Annotated in this window: 18 protein-coding genes; 7 read left to right on the top strand and 11 right to left on the bottom strand. The window is 68.6% G+C overall.

From position 1 onward, the window contains the following. The first annotated feature begins 4 nt into the window (after nt 1-4). Both B3E43_RS14950 and B3E43_RS14945 read left to right on the top strand, forming a co-directional pair. The gene (locus B3E43_RS14950) at nt 5-628 is read left to right on the top strand and encodes a class I SAM-dependent methyltransferase (protein WP_292030883.1); all 624 of its coding nucleotides are present in this window, start codon (nt 5-7) and stop codon (nt 626-628) included. 196 nt (nt 629-824) lie between these two features. Further along, complete coding sequence (locus B3E43_RS14945; RefSeq protein WP_292030881.1) at nt 825-1,319, top strand: thioredoxin family protein; 495 nt, start codon at nt 825-827, stop codon at nt 1,317-1,319. Nucleotides 1,320-1,822: 503 nt separating this feature from the next. On the opposite strand, the gene B3E43_RS14940 is transcribed toward B3E43_RS14945, so the two are convergent. From B3E43_RS14940 to B3E43_RS14920, 5 genes are all read right to left on the bottom strand, one after another. Beyond that, nucleotides 1,823-2,626: an inositol monophosphatase family protein gene (locus tag B3E43_RS14940; RefSeq protein WP_292030879.1), complete on the bottom strand. Its 804-nt coding sequence runs from the start codon at nt 2,624-2,626 to the stop codon at nt 1,823-1,825. Between the two features lie 179 nt (nt 2,627-2,805). Then, nucleotides 2,806-3,375 (bottom strand): elongation factor P, encoded by a 570-nt coding sequence (gene efp / locus B3E43_RS14935; RefSeq protein ID WP_292030877.1) that lies wholly within the window; start codon nt 3,373-3,375, stop codon nt 2,806-2,808. Between the two features lie 95 nt (nt 3,376-3,470). Next, entirely contained in the window at nt 3,471-4,016 is a 546-nt protein-coding gene (locus B3E43_RS14930) for a tryptophan-rich sensory protein (RefSeq protein ID WP_292030875.1), read from the bottom strand. A 45-nt stretch (nt 4,017-4,061) separates the two neighbouring features. Further along, the gene (bfr, locus tag B3E43_RS14925) at nt 4,062-4,562 is read right to left on the bottom strand and encodes a bacterioferritin (protein WP_292030873.1); all 501 of its coding nucleotides are present in this window, start codon (nt 4,560-4,562) and stop codon (nt 4,062-4,064) included. Nucleotides 4,563-4,722: 160 nt separating this feature from the next. Beyond that, the gene (locus B3E43_RS14920; RefSeq protein WP_292030872.1) at nt 4,723-4,908 is read right to left on the bottom strand and encodes a (2Fe-2S)-binding protein; all 186 of its coding nucleotides are present in this window, start codon (nt 4,906-4,908) and stop codon (nt 4,723-4,725) included. A gap of 116 nt (nt 4,909-5,024) precedes the next feature. Here B3E43_RS14920 and thiE point away from each other — a divergent pair, with 116 nt between their 5' ends. The 3 genes from thiE (at nt 5,025) to B3E43_RS14905 (ending at nt 8,385) form a co-directional block, all read left to right on the top strand. Continuing rightward, nucleotides 5,025-5,684, top strand: coding sequence for a thiamine phosphate synthase (gene thiE, locus B3E43_RS14915; RefSeq protein ID WP_292030871.1), 660 nt, complete (start codon nt 5,025-5,027; stop codon nt 5,682-5,684). Between the two features lie 73 nt (nt 5,685-5,757). After that, nucleotides 5,758-7,434: a sensor histidine kinase gene (locus B3E43_RS14910; protein ID WP_292030870.1), complete on the top strand. Its 1,677-nt coding sequence runs from the start codon at nt 5,758-5,760 to the stop codon at nt 7,432-7,434. Between the two features lie 30 nt (nt 7,435-7,464). Beyond that, nucleotides 7,465-8,385 (top strand): hypothetical protein, encoded by a 921-nt coding sequence (locus tag B3E43_RS14905; protein WP_292030869.1) that lies wholly within the window; start codon nt 7,465-7,467, stop codon nt 8,383-8,385. A gap of 9 nt (nt 8,386-8,394) precedes the next feature. Here B3E43_RS14905 and B3E43_RS14900 read toward each other — a convergent pair whose 3' ends face one another. The 3 genes from B3E43_RS14900 to B3E43_RS14890 form a co-directional block, all read right to left on the bottom strand. Beyond that, nucleotides 8,395-8,823 (bottom strand): YkgJ family cysteine cluster protein, encoded by a 429-nt coding sequence (locus B3E43_RS14900; protein WP_292030868.1) that lies wholly within the window; start codon nt 8,821-8,823, stop codon nt 8,395-8,397. Nucleotides 8,824-8,981: 158 nt separating this feature from the next. Continuing rightward, nucleotides 8,982-9,707 (bottom strand): ABC transporter permease, encoded by a 726-nt coding sequence (locus B3E43_RS14895; protein WP_292030867.1) that lies wholly within the window; start codon nt 9,705-9,707, stop codon nt 8,982-8,984. Continuing rightward, nucleotides 9,707-10,654: an ABC transporter ATP-binding protein gene (locus B3E43_RS14890; protein WP_292030864.1), complete on the bottom strand. Its 948-nt coding sequence runs from the start codon at nt 10,652-10,654 to the stop codon at nt 9,707-9,709. The genes B3E43_RS14895 and B3E43_RS14890 overlap by 1 nt, the downstream gene beginning before the upstream one ends. A 103-nt stretch (nt 10,655-10,757) precedes the next feature. Here B3E43_RS14890 and B3E43_RS14885 point away from each other — a divergent pair, with 103 nt between their 5' ends. Then, nucleotides 10,758-11,258 (top strand): DUF2975 domain-containing protein, encoded by a 501-nt coding sequence (locus B3E43_RS14885; protein WP_292030862.1) that lies wholly within the window; start codon nt 10,758-10,760, stop codon nt 11,256-11,258. Then, complete coding sequence (locus B3E43_RS14880; RefSeq protein WP_292030861.1) at nt 11,258-11,494, top strand: helix-turn-helix domain-containing protein; 237 nt, start codon at nt 11,258-11,260, stop codon at nt 11,492-11,494. The genes B3E43_RS14885 and B3E43_RS14880 overlap by 1 nt, the downstream gene beginning before the upstream one ends. Here the strand turns inward: B3E43_RS14880 and B3E43_RS14875 are convergent. The 3 genes from B3E43_RS14875 to B3E43_RS14865 form a co-directional block, all read right to left on the bottom strand. Continuing rightward, nucleotides 11,491-12,468, bottom strand: coding sequence for an alpha/beta hydrolase (locus tag B3E43_RS14875; RefSeq protein WP_292030860.1), 978 nt, complete (start codon nt 12,466-12,468; stop codon nt 11,491-11,493). The genes B3E43_RS14880 and B3E43_RS14875 overlap by 4 nt on opposite strands. A gap of 47 nt (nt 12,469-12,515) precedes the next feature. After that, entirely contained in the window at nt 12,516-13,697 is a 1,182-nt protein-coding gene (locus tag B3E43_RS14870) for a thiolase family protein (RefSeq protein ID WP_292030859.1), read from the bottom strand. Between the two features lie 69 nt (nt 13,698-13,766). Further along, nucleotides 13,767-14,270 carry a winged helix-turn-helix transcriptional regulator gene (locus tag B3E43_RS14865; RefSeq protein WP_292030858.1) on the bottom strand — a complete coding sequence of 168 codons (504 nt, stop codon included), beginning with the start codon at nt 14,268-14,270 and terminating at the stop codon, nt 13,767-13,769. Nucleotides 14,271-14,352 lie beyond the last annotated feature (82 nt).

Below are 14,352 nucleotides of genomic sequence, written 5' to 3'. Positions count from 1 at the left end.
CAGCGTGAGCAGCTTCTATGATCGACAGATCCTGCCGCGTCTGATCGGCTGTGCCTGCGGGGCGAAGCCCATCCGCAGGCAAAGGGCGAAGATCGTGCCCCGCGCGCGCGGACGCGTGCTGGAGCTCGGCATAGGCGGCGGCCTCAACCTGGCCTTCTACGATCCCGACCGGGTGGAGAGCGTCACGGGCGTCGATCCCTCTGAAGGTCTGCGGTCCCTGGCCGGGGAAGCCCCTCGACCGGCAGGCCTGATGGTCGAGATCGTCGCGGGACGGGCCGAGGCGCTGTCGTTCGACAGCCGGAGTTTCGACACGGTCGTCTGCACCTTCACGCTTTGCTCGGTGCAGAACCCGGCTGCGGTCCTGGCCGAGGCCCGCCGGGTACTCAAGACGACGGGAACCTTTCTCTACAGCGAGCATGGCCTGTCGCCCGATCCCGGGGTGCAGCGGTGGCAGCGGCGCATCGAGCCCTTCTGGCGCCCCTTGGCCGGTGGCTGTCACCTGACCCGTCCGGTAACCGCCTCGATTGAAGCGGCTGGCCTCGTCATCGAGGCGGTCGAGACGATGTATCTGCCCGGGACTCCCCGTGCGTTCGGCTGGTGTGAATGGGGCGAGGCCCGCCCGGGCTGACGGTCCTGCAACCACCGCCTCCCGATCCGGCGTCCGCCGAAACGGTTCGCACCGCGTGCCGATCCGTCGCGGAAGGGCGATCCGGGACGCGGCCGCAGCTTGACCCACCCTCGAATTCGTGGCGAACCGGGGCTTCCACACGGCGGCATCGCGTGACTGATCACCGCTGAACGCGCCGTCCACAGGAGATTGCCCGGTGAAACGAGTTACGCTGATCGTCGCGGCGGCGTTGGCCGTGGCGGCTTGCGCGTCAGCGCCCGACACTGCGAGCAAGCCGGAAGCCCGCTCCTATCACGTGAGCGAGAACGCATCGGCCGACGTGGACGCCGCGTTGGCGCGGGCCAGACAGTCGGGCAAACGGGTCCTGTTGGTGATGGGAGCCAACTGGTGCGGCGACAGCCGCGCCCTCGCCGGTTGGCTGGCTACCAATCGCTTCGCCGAACTGATCGAACGCAAGTACGAACTGGTCTTCGTGAATATCGGGATGCCAAGCAGCGGTGACGGACACAATCTGGGCATCGCCACTCGCTTCGGCATTCAGGAGTTGCCGGGCCTGCCGAATGTGCTGGTGCTTACGGGTGACGGAGTTCTGGTGAACCCGACGACGGCAACCAGTTGGGGGAACGCCAGGAGTCGTACGGGCGACGCAATCTACGATGAGTTGGCAGCCCTGGCCGATCTGCCAGTCTGAACCGGCAAGACCCGTCGACCAGGCGACAGCGGCTGACAGGCATGAGTGAGCCGGCGCGGCAGCCAAAACGGGCCGGCACGTTTCGTCAGCAGGGATTTGAGGAAGGCGTCTTGCGGGCGCTCGCGAACCACATCCACCATTCTCGACCGGAATACGATGAAGAGGCAGCAAGCCTCCTGGCGGAGTTCAATTGGCATCGGAATCCCCTCCGCCCAGGTGTGTATTCCCGCCCCGTGTCTTCTCGCCCCTTGAGGACCCCGATGCACGACTTTCGACCCTCCGACGCGCGCTGAAGTCGCCCCGGAACCCGCCCGACGACCGCTTCTGACGCAGGCCCGTGCATAGTGGTGAAAGGCCCGCCGGGCCTGGGTCTTTGACATGGCCAAACCCGTCGCCGCCGCCGCCTCAGGGGCCGACGATCCGCCTCAGCGGGCGATGACGGAACGGCAGCGTTCATCGCCGGAATTTCTTGTCCGGAAAGCGATACTCTCGCCCCTCGGAGCTTAGCCCCGCAACACCTTCAGCAGCTGCGGATGCAGGTCCGAGTTCGTCGCCAGGATCTGGGCGCCCGTCTCGGGACGGCCCTCGCCGTCGATGGTCGTGACGATGCCGCCCGCCTCGGTGACGAACAATATGCCCGCGGCCACGTCCCAGGGCTGGAGGTTGCGCTCATAGTAGGCGTCGTACCGCCCGGCCGCGACCCAGGCGAAGTCCAGGGCGGCCGAGCCCAGACGGCGGATGCCGGCGACGCGCTGGCCGATGGCGTGGATGTCCTTGATGGCCTGGGCGTGGCCCGTCTTGCCGATGAAGGGCAGGCCGGTGGCGATCAGGCTTTCCGACAGGTCGCGGCGCGCCGCGACGCGGATGCGCTGGTCGTTCAGATAGCAGCCCTTGCCCTTTTCGGCCCAGAACAGCTCGTTCATGACGGGGTTGTAGGTGACGCCGGCCACGATCTCGGAGCTGCCGTCTGGCGCGGTGCGCTGCAGGCCCACCGTGATCGCGAAATGCGGCATGGCGTGCATGAAGTTGGTGGTGCCGTCGATCGGGTCGACGATCCACAGGTGGGACTTGTCCGTCCCCTCGATCATGCCGCGCTCCTCGCCCAGGAAGCCGTAGCCGGGGCGGGCCTTCATCAGCAGTTCGTACAGGGTGTCCTCGGCCTTGATGTCGGCGGCGGTGACGAAGTCGCCGGGACCCTTGCGCGACACCTGCAGCTGGGCGACCTCGCCGAAGTCGCGCAGCATAGGCCGGGCGGTCTTGCGGACCGCGTCGATCATGACGGACACGAGGGCAGAGGCGAGGGCCATGGGGATCTCCTGGTCCGACTATCCTGAAAAGGCGCAGGGGCCCGGATAGGCGGAGAAGTGGCGGCCCAAGCTGGGCCGAGTGGCTAGTGGCTAGTGGCTAGTGATTCCGGCTTGGGACCACCGGCTTTGACTACGGGCGCGATGCCCACTCGCCACCAGCCACTAGCCACTAGCCACTTCTATTCAGCGCGCCGAACGTACTCGCCCGTCGTCGTATCCACGACGATCCGCTCGCCCACGCCCATGTACGGCGGGATCATGATGCGGACGCCGTTGTTGGCGATGGCGGGCTTGTAGGACGAAGAGGCGGTCTGGCCCTTCACGGTGGGCTCGGTCTCGACGACTTCCAGCGTGACCTGGTCGGGCAGGGTCAGGCCGATGGGCCGGTCCTCGTGCATTTCGATGACGACCTTCATGCCGTCCTGCAGATAGGCGACGCGGTCCTCGCCGACCCAGTCCTTCTGCAGCTCGGTCTGTTCGTAGGTGGCGTCGTCCATGAACACCAGGGCGTCGCCCTGCTCGTACAGGAACGAGAAGTCCTTCTGCTCCAGTGTGACGCGCTCGACCTTGTCTTCCGACCGGAAGCGTTCGTTCAGCTTGTTGCCGGTTTCGAGGTTCTTGGCCTCGACGTTGGCGAAGGCGCCGCCCTTGCCCGGCTTGACGTGGCTGGCCTTGGTCACGACCCACAGGCCCTTGTTGTGCTCAAGGACCATGCCGGGCTTGATGTTGTTGCCGTTGATCTTCGCCATGGGTGTCTCGGAAGGGATTGGGCGCAGCCTGCGATGGCGCGCGAACGGGCGCAGTCCCTAGAGGATGCCGGGCCTCACGGCAAGCTGGGGGTCTTTCAGTGCACCGTTGGCCGATGGTCGGCCTTGCGCTGAAGGAAGTTGGCCAGCCGCACGCGCCCGCCGGTCGGCGACGCCAGCTTGCCCGCCCGCTCGTCCAGCTTGCGCGCCTCATGGGCGAAGGCGGCGGCCAGTCCCGCCGACGACATGGCCGCCGCGATCTGCAGGCCACGGCTGGCAGGCCGCATGGCGATCCACACCGCGTTCAGCGCCTGGGCCGCGGCCCACAGGCCCATGGCCGTGGTGCGCTCGGGCCGGGCAGGGGCGTTCCACACCCGCACGGCCGACAGGGTGGTGACCGAGAACACCGCCGGCAGGATCAGGCTCAACGGCCCGCGCGGCCGCTCGGTGATCGGGGCGTCGTCGTCCGTCAGAAACTGCGGGCGCGGGCGGATGGTTCGGCTGGCGAACAGGGTGGCGGCGAGGGCGAAGCCGACCGTCACGGCCACGCCCAGCGCCACATGGGCGGCACCGCGCCCCTCGGCGTTGAGGAAGCTGGCCGCCGCGTCCTGGGCGTCGTCGAGTGCGTGATCGATGGATGTCATTCCGGCTCCCCTTGGCTGCGGGACCGGAATGAGCGGGCCGGGCCGTCAGTTCCCGGTGGCGCTCTTGTCCGGGGCGATTTCGGTCATGGCGGACTGCAGATAGTTCTGCTCGCCCAGCTGTTCGATCAGTTTGAACTGCGCCTCGAGGAAGTCGATGTGCTCCTCGGTGTCGTTCAGGATGCGCATCAGGATGTCGCGGCTGACGAAGTCCTGTGCGGCCTCGCACTGGGCCACGCCGGCCTTCACGGTCTCGCGCCCGCCCAGCTCCAGCTGCAGGTCGGCCCCGAGGCATTCCACGGCGGTCTCGCCGATCTTCAGCTTGTGCAGGTCCTGCATGTTCGGCAGGCCGTCGAGGAACAGCACCCGCTTGATCAGCATGTCTGCGTGTTTCATCTCGCCGATCGATTCGTCGTAGATGATCTGGCCGAGATGCTTCAGGCCCCAGCTCTCGAACATCCGGGCGTGCAGGAAATACTGGTTCACGGCCGTCAGTTCGTTGGTCAGCACCGCGTTGAGGGTGCGGATGATCGCGGGATCGCCCTTCATCGTCATTCTTTCCGTCAGCGGCGCGGCGGTCGGCCCGACCATCCTGAATCACCGGCTTTGAAGCGCTGTTTTAGCACGACAACCAGCCGTGTGTTCACCTGCGAGTGCTTATCACGACATTGAAAATGCGAATGAATCTCCCCGGAGGGAGGGCGTGGGCCTATTCGGCCGCCATGGCGAAGGATTCGCGGGTTTCCTGAATCATCTCCCGCATTTCGCAGACGCATTTGGCGCACTGGGCGGTGCACTGGTTGCGGGCGAAGACATCGCGCGGCCGCGTCGCGCCCGCCTCGATGGCGGCGGCGACGTCACGTTTGCGAAGGCCGTTACAGTTGCAGACGTACACGGAGGGGCGGACCCGACTGGTTGCGAATGGTTCGCTATAGCAGGCGCGGCCGGGCGAATGCAAGTCGTTCGCACTGGGCGGTTGACCATGCGGTTCATCCGTCGCACTTCCCGCCCATGGCCAAGACCCCCGTCGTTCCCGACCGCCCGCCCTGCCGGCTGTATCTGATCACACCGCCGGCGATCCCCGATCTGGTCGCCTTTGCGCGCGATCTGGAGGCGGCGCTGGACGCCGGGGACGTGGCGGCGTTGCAGATCCGGCTCAAGGACGCCGACGACGCGGCCGTGCTGGCCGCCGTTGCGGCGCTGAAGCCTATCGCCCAGGCGCGGGGCGTGGCGGTCATCCTCAACGATCGCGCCGACCTGGCGGCCCGGTCGGGCTGCGACGGCGTTCATCTGGGGCAGTCTGACGGCTCCGTCAGCGCGGCCCGCACCATGATGGGCCGGGACGCCATGATCGGCGTCACCTGTCATGACAGCCGGGAACTGGCGATGGACGCGGCCGAGGCCGGGGCGGACTATGTCGCCTTCGGCGCCTTCTTCCCGACCACGACCAAGGCGACGATTCACCGGCCCGATCCGGAGATCCTGACCATCTGGCAGGAGACGGTGGAAACCCCCTGTGTCGCCATCGGCGGCATCACGGCGGCCACCGCCGGCGAACTCGCCGCAGCGGGCGCCGATTTCGTGGCCGTCAGCGCCGCCGTCTGGGCTCACCCCGATGGGCCGGCCGCGGCGGTTCGGGAGCTGGATCGGGTGCTGGCCGCCGTCGCCTGACCTTCAGGGGATATTAGGATGCGCCGCGGTAGGAAAATCGCTGACATCCTGCCGTTCGGACCCGAAGATGACCATGAGCCGCGCGCTCGACCCGCTTGAGTCTGCCGTCGGGACTGACATCCCGACCCAGGCCCGTGCCGCCGCCGGCGCGCGCCCGGTGGGCAACGGCCAGCCGATGGCGCCTGTCTTCACCGCCATGGCCGTGCTGGTGCTGGTCGTCCTGTCCCTGACCTTTGCGCGGTCCGCCGGCGTGGTGGCGGCCTTGTGGGGTGCGGCCGGCGTCGCGGTGGCCGTCTGGCTTCGAACCTCGCGGGGACCGCTCTATGACCTGTCATTCGGCGGGTTGATCGCGGCCGGCATCGCGGCGGGCAATCTTCTCGGGGGTAATTCCACCGGGCTGACGGTGATGTTCACCGCCGCCAACATGCTGGAAATCTGTCTCGCTGTCCTGCTCGCGCGGCGCTTCGCCCCGACCCTGAATCTCGCGTCCGTGCAGGGCGCTTGCCGGTTCCTGCTGGCCGCCGCCGTCGTCGCTCCCATCCCCGCAGCCGCCTTCGCCGGCGGCATGCTCTGGTGGATGACAGGCGCTGATTTCCTCGATTCCGTTCAGACGTGGTGGTTCGGCCATGCGCTCAGTATCGCCGTTCTCTCCAGTTTCGGTCTGGCCCTGACGAAGCGTGAGGTCGCGCGCTACCGGGTTCCGGCACGCGCCATTGAGGCGGTCGTGCTGCTGGGTGGGCTGACGGCCGTTTGCTACACGGTGTTCTCGCAACAGCAGATGCCGATCGGTTTCGTCACCATGCCGCTGCTGCTGCTCATTGCAGTCAGGCTGCGGATGCTGGGCGTCACGGCGGCGCTGGTGATCATTTCCATTCTGGCCGTGGGCGGCAGCATGCGGGGCTTCGGCCCCTATGCGGTCGCGTTCGAGGGCGCCGACCGCGCCCTGATGGCCCAGTTGCTGGTGCTCTTCGGCTATATGCCCATCATGCTGGTCGCGGCCCTGCTCGAAGAGCGCGACCGCTTCGCCGACCGGGCCCGACTGGGTCAGGTGCGCGCCGAGAAGGCGTCCGAAGCCAAGTCCCGCCTGCTCGCCAACGTCGCCCATGAGATCAAGAGCCCGGTCGGCGGCGTGATCGGCATCGGGGAACTGTGGAAGGGCGGTCAGCTTGGCCCGGTTTCGGCGACCCAGGCCGAGATGGCCGACATGCTGGTCAAGACCGCCCGCCAGGTCGAGGCCCTGGCGCATGACCTGCTGGACGTCGCCCGCGCCGAGTCCGGCGCGGTCAAGGTCGAGCTTCGGCCGACCGATGTGCCGGGTGTGCTTGAAGATGTTCGCCGCACCACGGCCCTGCGGCCCGATGCGCAGGGAATCCGGCTGGAAGTGGTCAGTGAAGGCGACGGCCTCGTGGCCCTCGCCGACTCGCAGCGCCTGACCCAGGTCATCGCCAACCTGGCCTCCAACGCCGTCAAATACGGCGGGGCGGGCGGCGTGGTCGTTTTCCGCGCCAGCAAGGTCTACGACGGCGTCCGCATCGAGGTCATCGACCGCGGCGGCGGTCTGTCGATCGAGAAACAGACCCAGCTGTTCGAACCCTTCAACCGGCTGGGGCTCGAACGCTCGACGGTCGAGGGCCACGGCATCGGACTGGCCTTGGCGAAGCGTCTGGTGGAGTTGCAGGGCGGCTCGATAGGCGTGACCTCCGCCCCGGGCGAGGGCGCCACCTTCTGGGTCGAACTGCCCGCCGCCTGAACCGTCTTGCCGTTGGCGGATTGAAGGGGGATGTTCGTCCTCATGAAATTCATCGTCCCCGCCGCCGCCCTCCTGTTTGCCGGAGCCGCGCACGCCCAGACGCCGCCGGCCCAGACACCGGCTCCCCGGGCGGAGCCGTCCCCGCCGGTCACCACCCTGACCCGCGACCTGAACAGCGGCCCGCCGGCCCCGGCGGTCTATCTGGCGCCGGCTCCCGCGCCGGCGACCGCGCCTTCGACGCCGCCCCCGCCCGCGGTGATCACTCCGGCTCCGCGCCCAGCGACGACGGTCGGACCGTCGGCTCCCGCGCCTTCCATGGCGCCGCCTGCACGGGTGGATCCCGCTCCGATACCGACGCTGCCGCCGTCCGCGCCGCCGGTTGTGGCGACCCCACCGAGAGTGACCCCGACCGCTCCCTCGCCTGCGCCGCGAATGGTCCCGATCACGCCGCCGGGTTCGACCATCCCCGCCCCGGTCCTGCCGCCTGCTGCGCCTTTCACCCCGCCAGGCGCATCCCCGACCCCCGCGCCGACGGTTCCTCTGGAAACGGTTGTGGCCGAGCCCGCCGCTCCCCCTGCTCCGTCCCTGACTGTGCTGGACGCCGCCGCCCGCTCGGCCCTGCCGTTCACCGCCGAGCTGCCGCCGGGGTTCGAGATCGTCACGGGCCGCCCGGGTCCTGACTTCCGCATCTACACGATCCGCCGCGGCGGCCAGTCGTTCGTCATGGTCTATACCGGACCGGCGTCGCAGTTCCCGATCTACAGCGGCCAGATGGTCGAGGCGGGGGGCCGCGCCTCCATTCTCTCGACTGACGGAAGCGTGCGCCGCGCGGTGGAGCATCTGTTCCAGCGGACGGCGGCGCCGCGCGAAGTCCATGTCTGGACGATGAGTTTGGACGGCGCGGACCGCGACCTGGCCGAACAGATCGCCCAGTCGGTGGACGTCCGCTAGCCCTGCAAATCAGACCCGGCGCACCGGCGTGTCGGGGTCGCCCAGTCGCACGCCGCGCGATCCGGCGAAGACCAGCACCTCCTGGCCGGGCGCGGCGGCCCAGCGGCGCAGCGTGGCCTGATAGGGTTCGCGCCGCCAGTCGTGGGGCCGGGCCGCGTCACATTCTACCACCAGCCTCGCTCCGCCCTGTTCGCTGTGCAGGACGAAGCCCGCCGTGGTCGGCTTCCAGTCTTCGTCCAGCGCCTCGGTCAGCAGCCACAGGCAGTTGAATATGCGGCAGTCGCCGGGCCGTTCGTCATAGACGGCGCAACCGGCTGACTTGCTGAAATGCCGGCACCATTTGCCCGCCGGCTTGGTCAGGGCGGTCACGCCCATCAGCTTGCAGCAGAGGCCGCAGTCGCCGCAGCTTTTGGCGAGGGGCGCGCCGTCTTCCCGCATGGGTGATGCTCCGAACGGACCGCAGCCCGCCTTCGGCCTTGCCATGAGCGGCTGTTCTGCGCAAACCTGCAAACGGTTCTCAATCGCAGGAGTCGGCCATGATCGTGCTGACCACAGGTCCCGGCGCCCTGGCCCGCCTCATGAGGCCGGACGACGCCTCACAACACCTCGCGCCGCGACAGATGGACGACCATGGCGACCAGGGCGACCAGACCCAGGCCGCAACCCAGCCCCAGGGCCGTGTTCATCCGCCACGCCTCTGAGGCCAGCATGTTCACCGGCATCTGCCAGGGCAGGAAGACGCCCTCCTTCGCCGAGGTGGCCACGACCGCGAAGAAGGTCCCGCCGATGCCCAGCACCAGCCCCGGCACGAAGCTGGCGAAGCGCAGGGCGGTCCACAGCTGAAGCGCGATCATCAGCAGGCCGGCGAGGAACATCAGTCCCATGGTCCGGGCATAGGCCGCCAGGTCGAAGGGTCCAGTGGGCGTCAGCTCCGGCTTCAGCACCGCGGCCAGGGTCACCGCCCCCCAGACCATCAGCAGCGTCAAGGCGCTCATCGCGGCGACGACCGCCAGCACGCAGACCGCCTTGGCCGCATAGAGTTTCCAGCGGGGCAGGGGCAGGGCGCGCAGATTGTCCCAGCTCTTCGGCCCGTGCTCCATATGCGCCACCAGCGCCGTCAGCGCCGTCACGCTCATCGGCAGCATGAAGAAGGCCCAGATGGCCGAGGCGCTGCCCATCCACATGTCCCAGGGCGCCGGGGCCTTGCCGCGTATCATGTTGAAGAAAACGAACACCGCGATCAGCGACGGCGCGGCTATGGCCAGCAGGGCGGCCAGCGAACGGTTCAGCTTGCGGGCTTCCACGAACAGGGCGGCGAGCATCAGACCGGCTCCGGCTGCATGAGGGGTTGAACGGCGGGCGGCGCGGACACCTCACGGTAGATGCCTTCCAGAGTCCGGGCCCGCGGCCCGATGGCGAAGACGGCGACGTCGGCCTCGACGAGGGCGCGGTTCAGGGCGGCCGAGGCGGCGCGGGCGTCCTCGCCGGGCTTCAGGCTGGCGACGATCTGGTCCGGGGTGCGGGTGACCGCGAAACCACGGGCTGTGGCGAGGGCGGCGGCGCGCACGGGATCATCGGTCTCGACGGCGACCTCGGGGGCCAGATCGGCCTTCAGCCGGGTCAGTTCGCCCTCCAGCACCAGCCGGCCCTGATGGACGATGCCGATGTGGGTGGCGGTCTGTTCGATCTCTCCCAGCAGGTGGCTGGACAGCAGCACCGTCGCCCCGGTCCTGTCCGGAAGTTCGGCGAGGAAGCGGCGCATGTCGGCGATGCCGTCGGGGTCCAGCCCATTGGTCGGCTCGTCGAGGATCAGCACCGGCGGGGCCCCCAGCATGGCCCGGGCCAGTCCCAGCCTCTGACGCATGCCCAGCGAATAGTCCGAGACCTGCCGCCCGGCGTGTTCGGTCATCTCGACCACCTCCAGCACCCGCTCGACCTCCGTCCGGGGCAGGCCGATGAGGCAGCGGGTCAGGTCCAGATTCTCCCGCCCTGACAGATTGCCGTAGAAGCCGTGCGCCTCCAGCAGCGCCCCGACCTTGCGCGCCGCGCCCAGCCGGTCTTCGGCGACATCGACGCCGCAGATCCGCGCCGTGCCGCCGCTCGGCCGGATCAGCCCCAGCAGCATCTTCAGCGTCGTTGTCTTGCCGGCCCCGTTGCGCCCGAGGAAGCCGTAGACGGCCTGCTCCGGTACGGTCATCGACACCCCATCCACCGCCAGATGGCGCTTGAAGCGGCGGGTCAGCTCGGTGGTCTCGATGGCGGCGGACATGGCTGGCGCTCGGGCGTCGTTTAACTCGTATATAAAGTTGCGAAGTCTGCGTCTTTAAGTCAAGATTAAAGACAAGACAGACTCTCGACCCGGACTTCCTGCCATGAGCCAGAACGACATCGACCGCTTTCGCCAGCGCTGCGCCCAGTTTCGCTGGCTCGCCGTCTTCATGGTGGTCAGCGTAGCGGCCCTGCTGGCGCTCACACATTTCGTGGCGCCCGGGGTGATGCTGGCGCGCGGCGATTTCACGGGAACGCCGGGCGGATGGATGTCGGACATCGTCTGGGCGCTGCCCACCGCCTTCTATCTCTTCGCCGTCTGGTCGATCGGCGCGGCCATGGGCCAGCTGTCGAAGGGCCGGCTGATCCAGCCGATTCTCGTCCACGCCCTCCGGCGGGTCGGCCTTTCCCTCGGGCTGGGCGGTCTGTTCAGCGTCTTCGGGGTCACCAATATCATCCGCATGATCGAGGGCGGTCGGGGCGGATTCGCCTATTTCGATGTGGCCGGCATGACTCTCGGCATGATCGGCGGGGCCCTGTTCCTGCTCGGCGGGGTCATGGAGCAGGCCGGCAAGGTCCAGGCCGAGCTGGACGAGATGATCTGATGCCCATCCGCGTCACCCTCGACCAGCTGATCGTGAAAAAGGGCCTCAAGGCCCGCGACCTCGCCGCCGAGGTCGGCCTCAGCGAGACCCAGCTGTCGCTGTTCCGTTCGGGCAAGGTGAAGGGCATCCGCTTCCGCACGCTGGCGAAACTGTGCGCGGCGCTGGAGTGCCGGCCGGGAGACTTGCTGGACTATGACTTCGATGCCGCGGACCTCGCTGCCGTCGACGAGGACTAGCCGGCGAACCCTTGCCGCGCGGCCCAGGCCAGGGCGAGCTGCGGCCACACCGCCGCCGGCTTCCCCGCGATCAGCCGGATGCCGAAGCCGTGGCCGCCTTCCTGGAACAGATGCACCTCGGCCGGTACGCCCGCCGCCTTGAGTGTCGTCAGCAGTTGCAGACTGTTCTCGACCGGCACGGCCTCGTCATCCATGGCGTGCAGCAGGAAGGTCGGCGGACGCCCGGTCCAGTCCATCCGCTCCAGCGAATAGCGCTCCATCCCCTCCGGCGTCGGCGCCGGGCCCAGCAACTCCAGCCGTGATCCGGCATGGACATGCGGGTCGCCCATGGTGGCCACCGGGTAGAGCAGGATGCTGAGGTCCGGCCGGTGGGACACGGCGTCGGCCTCGTCCACGGCGGCATAGGACGCATCGGCGCGCGCCGTCAGCATCCCGGCCAGATGCCCACCGGCCGAGGCGCCGAGGACGCCGACCCTTGCAGGGTCCAGACCGTGGGCGGCGGCCTGTGACCGCACCAGCCTCAGGGCGCGCTGGGCGTCCTGTAGCGGTGCATCCGGTCCCGCGGCCCAGCCGTCGCCGGGCAGGCGATAGCGGAGCACGAAACAGGTCACCCCGGCCTCGGCGAACACCCGGGCGCAGTCCAGCCCCTCCTTGTCCACGACGGCCCATTTGTATCCGCCGCCGGGGATCAGCAGCAGGGACGCTCCGTTCGGCCGCGCGGGGCGCAGAACCGTCAGGATCGGGTCAGTGGTGTAGCGGGCGAAGCGGTCGTGGAAGGCCGGGTCGGTCGACCGCTCGGTGACCTGGGGCGTGACCGTGACCCGCTCTCCGCCGGGCGCGGCGCCGGGCCACAACCGGATGATCTCCACCGGATCCGCCGGCGCGACCTGGGACACCGGTATCATGGCCAGTGCGGGTCGGGCGGTCGTGGCCAGGGCGGCGAGGCCCAGGGCGGCTCTTCGATTGAGGCTCATGGGACGAGGCTAGGCCATCGGCCCGCCTGACGCCAAGCCGGTTGCCCTCAGACCAGCTCGACCGCGACGGCTACCGCCTCGCCACCGCCGATGCACAGGCTGGCCACGCCCTTCGTGCCGCCGCGCGCCTGCAGCGCCGCCAGCAGGGTGGTCAGCACCCGTGCGCCCGAGGCGCCGATGGGGTGCCCCAAGGCCGTCGCCCCGCCGTTGACGTTCAGCTTCGCCCGGTCGATGCCGAGGTCGCGCATGGCGATCATGGCGACCACGGCGAAGGCCTCGTTGATCTCCCACAGGTCGACGTCCGCGACCGACCAGCCGGCCTTCTTCAGCGCCTTCTGCATCGCCGGCACGGGGGCGGTGGTGAACAGGCCCGGCTCATGGGCGTGGGCGGCGTGGCTGACCACCCGGGCGACGATCGGCAGGCCCATCGCCTTCGCCACGCTCTCGCGCGTCATCACCAGGGCCGCGGCGCCGTCCGAGATCGAGCTGGCGTTGGCGGCGGTGATGGTGCCGTCCTTCGAGAAGGCGGGCTTCAGCGTCGGGATCTTCTCCGGCATGGCCTTGCCGGGCTGTTCATCCTCGGTGACCGTAACGACCCCCTTGCGGCCGGTCACCTCGACCGGCGTGATCTCGGCCTTGAAGGCGCCCGAGGCGATGGCCTCCAGGGCGCGGCTCAGGCTCTCCAGCGCATATTCGTCCTGGGCCTCGCGCGTGAACTGATAGGTCCGCGCCGAGTCCTCGGCGAAGGCGCCCATCAGCTTGCCTGGCGTGTAGGCGTCCTCCAGCCCGTCCATGTACATGCTGTCGACGATGACATCGTGGCCGATCCGGGCGCCGCCGCGGTGCTTGGTCATCAGATAGGGGGCGCCGGACATCGACTCCATGCCGCCGGCGACGATGACGTCGGCGCTGCCGGCCAGCAGGGCGTCCGAGGCCATCATCACGGCCTGCAGGCCTGAGCCGCACATCTTGTTGACCGTGGTCGCCTCGACATGCTGGCCGAGGCCCGCGCCGATGGCGGCCTGGCGCGCCGGAGCCTGACCCAGGCCGGCCGGCAGGACGCAGCCCATGTAGATCTGCTCGACCTTGTCCGCGGAGACCCCGGCGCGCTCGACCGCGGCCCGGACCGCGGTGGCACCCAGCTCGGTCGCCTTGACGCCGGACAGGGCGCCCTGGAAGCCGCCCATCGGCGTGCGGGCGAAAGAGACGATGACGACGGGATCGGACATGGAAAATCTACCCTTGGCAGGAGGAATTGCGCGGCTGGATGGGCCGCTATGCAGGGAAAGGCAAGAGGCTCAGGCGGCCTCTTCGTCGGCCCGTTCCCGCGGCATCATCTCGCCGACCGTCGGCCGGTTCTCGGCCCGGGTCAGCACGATGTCGCGCGGTTTGACGATCTCGTTGCAATGACCGCAGGCGATCCGCGGGGCCAGGTCGTGGCCGCAGGTCTTGTGCATCATGGAGACGCCGGAATCCGCATCGCCGTAGACGTGTTTGGCGCCCCAGCCGTGCAGGGTGACCAGCACCCCGTACAGGTCCTTGCCCTTGGCGGTCAGGACATACTCATTGCGGGGCGGGCGCTCGGAATAGAGCTGGGGTTCGAGCACGCCATGCTGGACCAGGCTCTTGAGCCGGGCCGCCAGCACATTGCGGGCGACACCCAGCCGTTCCTGCCACTGCTCGAACCGGCTGACGCCGTTGAAGGCGTCCCGAATGACCAGCAGGGTCCACGGATCGCCGATGACCTCGAGGGTGGCGGCGATCGAACAGCTCTGTCGAGAATAGTCTGCGGTGCGTCCCATACGGACGAACGTGACCCCGCGTCAGCCTTTTGGCAAGAGGGTTGCCAATCTAAACGGACTAGGTCAGTCTTGTTTAGCTACG

The organism is Brevundimonas sp. UBA2416 (assembly GCF_002343105.1).
GTDB lineage: Bacteria > Pseudomonadota > Alphaproteobacteria > Caulobacterales > Caulobacteraceae > Brevundimonas.
This window is presented reverse-complemented; position numbering and strand designations above follow the sequence as displayed.

What these genes read in the sequence shown, in the direction of transcription:
- B3E43_RS14940 (WP_292030879.1), bottom strand. Translation starts at nt 2,626, where the DNA reads ATGGCCCTCGCCTCTGCCCTCGTGTCCGTCATGATCGACGCGGTCCGC.
- efp (WP_292030877.1), bottom strand. Translation starts at nt 3,375, where the DNA reads ATGGCGAAGATCAACGGCAACAACATCAAGCCCGGCATGGTCCTTGAG.
- B3E43_RS14930 (WP_292030875.1), bottom strand. Translation starts at nt 4,016, where the DNA reads ATGACATCCATCGATCACGCACTCGACGACGCCCAGGACGCGGCGGCC.
- bfr (WP_292030873.1), bottom strand. Translation starts at nt 4,562, where the DNA reads ATGAAGGGCGATCCCGCGATCATCCGCACCCTCAACGCGGTGCTGACC.
- thiE (WP_292030871.1), top strand. Translation starts at nt 5,025, where the DNA reads ATGGCCAAGACCCCCGTCGTTCCCGACCGCCCGCCCTGCCGGCTGTAT.
- B3E43_RS14910 (WP_292030870.1), top strand. Translation starts at nt 5,758, where the DNA reads ATGAGCCGCGCGCTCGACCCGCTTGAGTCTGCCGTCGGGACTGACATC.
- B3E43_RS14905 (WP_292030869.1), top strand. Translation starts at nt 7,465, where the DNA reads ATGTTCGTCCTCATGAAATTCATCGTCCCCGCCGCCGCCCTCCTGTTT.
- B3E43_RS14900 (WP_292030868.1), bottom strand. Translation starts at nt 8,823, where the DNA reads ATGCGGGAAGACGGCGCGCCCCTCGCCAAAAGCTGCGGCGACTGCGGC.
- B3E43_RS14895 (WP_292030867.1), bottom strand. Translation starts at nt 9,707, where the DNA reads ATGCTCGCCGCCCTGTTCGTGGAAGCCCGCAAGCTGAACCGTTCGCTG.
- B3E43_RS14890 (WP_292030864.1), bottom strand. Translation starts at nt 10,654, where the DNA reads ATGTCCGCCGCCATCGAGACCACCGAGCTGACCCGCCGCTTCAAGCGC.
- B3E43_RS14885 (WP_292030862.1), top strand. Translation starts at nt 10,758, where the DNA reads ATGAGCCAGAACGACATCGACCGCTTTCGCCAGCGCTGCGCCCAGTTT.
- B3E43_RS14880 (WP_292030861.1), top strand. Translation starts at nt 11,258, where the DNA reads ATGCCCATCCGCGTCACCCTCGACCAGCTGATCGTGAAAAAGGGCCTC.
- B3E43_RS14875 (WP_292030860.1), bottom strand. Translation starts at nt 12,468, where the DNA reads ATGAGCCTCAATCGAAGAGCCGCCCTGGGCCTCGCCGCCCTGGCCACG.
- B3E43_RS14870 (WP_292030859.1), bottom strand. Translation starts at nt 13,697, where the DNA reads ATGTCCGATCCCGTCGTCATCGTCTCTTTCGCCCGCACGCCGATGGGC.
- B3E43_RS14865 (WP_292030858.1), bottom strand. Translation starts at nt 14,270, where the DNA reads ATGGGACGCACCGCAGACTATTCTCGACAGAGCTGTTCGATCGCCGCC.